General features: G+C 64.5%; 5 protein-coding genes. 1 reads left to right on the plus strand and 4 read right to left on the minus strand.

Translation table 11 applies throughout. The features are described 5' to 3' along the window. The 4 genes from C1I89_RS32565 to C1I89_RS32580 form a co-directional block, all read right to left on the minus strand. On the minus strand, positions 1–722 hold a 722-nt coding region (locus C1I89_RS32565; protein WP_146196973.1), incomplete at its 3' end, for a phage portal protein. Continuing rightward, positions 722–955 carry a phage head-tail joining protein gene (locus C1I89_RS32570; protein WP_440130681.1) on the minus strand — a complete coding sequence of 78 codons (234 nt, stop codon included), beginning with the start codon at positions 953–955 and terminating at the stop codon, positions 722–724. The genes C1I89_RS32570 and C1I89_RS32565, both read right to left, overlap by 1 nt. Beyond that, positions 943–2,916, minus strand: a complete 1,974-nt coding sequence (locus tag C1I89_RS32575; protein ID WP_102776307.1) for a phage terminase large subunit family protein — start codon at positions 2,914–2,916, stop codon at positions 943–945. The genes C1I89_RS32570 and C1I89_RS32575 overlap by 13 nt, the downstream gene beginning before the upstream one ends. Positions 2,917–2,918: 2 nt before the next feature. Beyond that, positions 2,919–3,500 carry an elements of external origin gene (locus C1I89_RS32580; RefSeq protein WP_102776308.1) on the minus strand — a complete coding sequence of 194 codons (582 nt, stop codon included), beginning with the start codon at positions 3,498–3,500 and terminating at the stop codon, positions 2,919–2,921. A 157-nt stretch (positions 3,501–3,657) separates the two neighbouring features. Here C1I89_RS32580 and C1I89_RS32585 point away from each other — a divergent pair. Further along, positions 3,658–3,886: DUF6900 domain-containing protein (locus C1I89_RS32585; protein ID WP_102776310.1), on the plus strand; the 229-nt coding region annotated here is incomplete at its 3' end.

Raw genomic sequence — 3,886 nt, forward strand, 5'->3', positions numbered from 1 at the left:
AGCGCCCGCGTGAGCCACGGCTCACCCCGGATCTGGCCAGGGCGCAAGGGACGGAACAGGTGAATCACCTCACTGGCATCCACCCGCACGGTGTCCATGCCACCGCCGCCGGCACTGCTGGACATCGGTGCCAGCAGTCCATCATTGGGGTGCGAGCGATACAGGTGGTAGGCCAACCGGCGACCCAGCCGGTCGAACTCGATGCCTGAGCGGATGACGTCGCCACCCGGCAGGTCCCGGTTCATGGTGGTCGGCAGGTGCTCGGCTTCCAGCACCTGGATCTGCAGCGCCACCGGCAGGCCATCTTCGGTGCGGCGGTAGCGCAACCGAATCAGAGCCTCGCCGCCCTCGAGCATGGCGCGAGTGGCAAGTGCCTGCAGACCGTAGAAGTCGGTGAGCCCTGCCGCATCGGCCTGTTCACACCAATCCCACCAGAGGCTGTGGATGGCTTCTCGCGTGGCCTGGTCTTGGACCATGCTTTGCGGCTTGATGCCGGTGCCAATGGCGTTCGCCACGAAGGCTTCGATACCCGCCGCAGCCCAGGCGTTGCGGCGCACCAAGTCACGGCTCTTGGCACGCAGTTCGTCTTGGGCCAGCGAGAGGGCCGCCACCGCACCCGGGTTGCTGGGCATCCAGGCCAGGGCGCGGCGACCACTGCCCGTGCCGTCATAGACCGGCGTGCCACCGAACATGCGGCGACGCAGATTCTTGAGCCAGGCCATCAGAGTGCCTTGCTCGTGGTGACGCGGATCTGGCGCGATTTGGGTGAGCCGGATTCACGAGCGATAGTGGCTTCGACTTCGGCAATTGCGGCCTTCAAATCGGCCACGCTGCGGTACTCGATGCTCTTACCCTCGTAAGTCACGCGGTGCTCGCCGCTGGCCAGGGCTTCGCGCAAGGCCTGCAGGTGTTCTGGTGTGTAGGTCATGCTTATTTGTTCACTCAAGTCATCCATCGGCTGCGCACCACGCGACGCGGGTTGGGTTTGGCACTGCCAGAAGTAACGAGGCCACCGTCGAATCGCTGTTCTTGGGTGGCCTCGGGGGTTGTGATTTGTTTGGCAACGACTGGTGGGTCGGTGCCGAGTTGTTTTTCGAGTTCTTGCCAGTGCCGGTCTTCGAACCGGTCCAGTCCTGCCGCCGCAGCCGCTGCCCGAGCGTAGACGTAGCAGTCCAAAGCTTCGTTGCGCTCGCGCATCTTTTGCCACTCGCGGTGGGCAAAGCCGTTGCGGTCGCGCCGGGTGATCAGCTGCTCGGCACAGAGCTGTTGCAGGTATTCGGCATCGACCTTGGGCAGGTGTACGAATCCGACCGGGTAGATCGGCGTGACGCCGTCTTCCGCGACCTCGGCGCCTTTGCGCAGGTTGTTGTAGAACTCCAGCTTGGCAATGCCGCCGGCCACTGGAAACACCTTGATGCCCCGGCGCAGCTTTTTGCCGCTGGCCGTAGCGTCCACCGCCGTGGGTGTGCCAATCAGCGCCGCACCACCGCCAATACCTTTGATCGGCATGAGCCGGGCATCGCGCACGCTACGCACGAAGGCATAGGCCTCCTGGGTGGCGTAACCGGTATCCAAGGCCAGGCGCGCCAGACTCAACTGGCAGCCACTGCTGTGGGTCCAGGTCTCGCCCATGAGTCTGGCCAGCGAACCCCACACCTCGGTGCGGGCGGTGTCACCCATGAATATCCGGTGCTCTACCAGCCACGCGGCCTTGCCGCGCCCAAAGGCCCAGACCGAAACTTCGATGCGGTCCTTCTGTACGTCGGCACCGGCAGTGAGCAGCAGGCCGCCCGCGGGCACGGTACCGATTCGGTAGTCCTCTCGGCGTTCCAGCAGTCGTTGCCAGTCTGGCGCTTCGCCCTCTTCGACCCAGGTCTCACCCAATTCGGTGTTTTTGAAAGTCTTGATGGCCGAGGCCGAGCGACTGTCTGACATCGCAGCCGACTCCCAGGCGCGGGCGATCTCGATCCAGCTGCGCCAGCCCACCGGGCTGTAGAGGCTAGAGAGGTGGAACCCCGCCGTGCGCCCGGCTTGTTCTGGTGCGCAGGCCTGCCACTGGCCGTTGTCCAGCATCCAGGTTTTGTGATGCTCAGCGATCGGTTGGTTGCATGACTCGCAGATGTAGGCGGCCGTCTCTGGCTGGCCACGCTGCCAGCGCAACTGCTCGAACCGCAGCCACTGGCGGTGCTCGCAGTGCGGGCACGGCACATAGTAGCGGCGCTGGTCCGATGCTTCGAACTCCCGATCCACCGCACTGGCCCCCGCAATCGTCGGGGTCGAAACGATCAGAATCTTGCGCCGGGCAAAAGTGCGGGTACGCGCCTCGGCCAGGGAAATCGCATCGCCTTCGCCTTCCACATCCAGCGGGTAGCCATCCACCTCATCGAGGAACAGGTAACGCACCGGCATGGAACGCAAGCCCACCGCGCTGTTGGCGCCGGTCATCACCAGCACCCCGCCATGGAATTCCTTGGCCAGGATGGTGTTGCCCGAGTCGCGGCTGCGAGCCGGAGCGATGCGCTCCTGGATGGCAGGACTTTCTTCAATCAGTGCGTCGATACGCTGCTTGGATGCCCGCTTGGCCATCTCGACTGTGGGCCACACCGCCATCATCGGGCCCGGGGCGTGGTGGATCACATAGCCAACCCAGTTCAGGCCTAACTCCGTACCGCCCACCTGTGCCCCCTTCATGAACACCACGCGTTCGATCGGTGACATGGGCGACAAGCAATCCATGATCTCGCGCAGATAAGGCGTGCGACTGGTGCGCCAGCGCCCGGGCTCGGAGGCCGCCTTGCTGGAGAGCACCCGGTGCTTGTCGGCCCATTCGGATACCGTGAGCAGCGGGTCGGGCGTGAGGCCCTCGCGCCAGGCACGCTCGATCGCGTCCCAGCCTTCGTAATACAGCTCATCCATGATCAGTCCACCTTGGGTTGCACATCGCCCAGGTCTTGCAACTGTTCCCGCACGGCGGCGTCCAGTGCCACATGCAGGGCATGCGGCTCCACCCCCAAACCAGCAGCCATCTGCGCTGAGATGCGTGCCGGCCAGTTGAGCCAGGCATCGCGCTCGGCCCGGGCGAGCTTGAACACGTGGGCCACGGCCTGGGCGCGGTCGACCAGTTCGCCTTTCAGCTGTGCCAGGCGCACCTTGTTGGTCTGCGCCTTGACCACCTCGTTGACGGTGCGGGCTTGCAGCAGCGACGTGCCGCCCGATGACAGCGCCGGGGTGGGTGACTCTGCCGTTTCGCGTGGTGGTCGCGCGAAAGCTTGCGGAGCCTCGCGGGCTGGTGCGGAAACCTGCGGAGTCGTTTTGTCACTGGTTACGTCCGCTACCGACCTCCGGGTCGGTGTGGTGTTGGCTGCCCACTGGGCATCGGCCACCACCGGATCGATGGTGCCGTCTGGCAGCGGCGTGATGCGCCCGGTGTCGATGGCTTTCTTGACGGCCACGTGCGACACGCCGCGATGGCGCGCGTAGGCGCGAATGGACAGTCCCATGGTGTTGATTTACTCAGTGCAAGTGGGTGGCCTCCTGGATGTGATGGGTCAGGCAAAGGCGAGTGAATCACCCGGGATTAAAAAGCGCTTGGCTTCTGTGGCGCACAGCGCGTGAATGCGGATGTCGATTGACAAGCAACCCACCAAGGAGCCCCACATGGCCAAACCCAAGCAACCCACCTCACTCTCCCCCGACGAGATCGAGCTCCTGCTCGAATCGATCGCCCTGGACCACCTGTTCATCGAAACCCTGCAAACCCGCCACCGGGACAGTCTGGACTTTCACGACGTGAGCGTCTGGGGTGTCAAGAGCGCATTGCAAGCCGCCTTTGATGCTGGATTGCGTGCCGCCGGCGGAAGTCCACAGCAGGCCGTGCACCGCGTGC

Origin of the sequence: Achromobacter pulmonis (assembly GCF_002885955.2) — a bacterium.
In the GTDB taxonomy this organism is placed as follows: domain Bacteria; phylum Pseudomonadota; class Gammaproteobacteria; order Burkholderiales; family Burkholderiaceae_B; genus Achromobacter; species Achromobacter pulmonis_A.

What these genes read in the sequence shown, in the direction of transcription:
- C1I89_RS32570 (WP_440130681.1), bottom strand. Translation starts at nt 955, where the DNA reads ATGGATGACTTGAGTGAACAAATAAGCATGACCTACACACCAGAACAC.
- C1I89_RS32575 (WP_102776307.1), bottom strand. Translation starts at nt 2,916, where the DNA reads ATGGATGAGCTGTATTACGAAGGCTGGGACGCGATCGAGCGTGCCTGG.
- C1I89_RS32580 (WP_102776308.1), bottom strand. Translation starts at nt 3,500, where the DNA reads ATGGGACTGTCCATTCGCGCCTACGCGCGCCATCGCGGCGTGTCGCAC.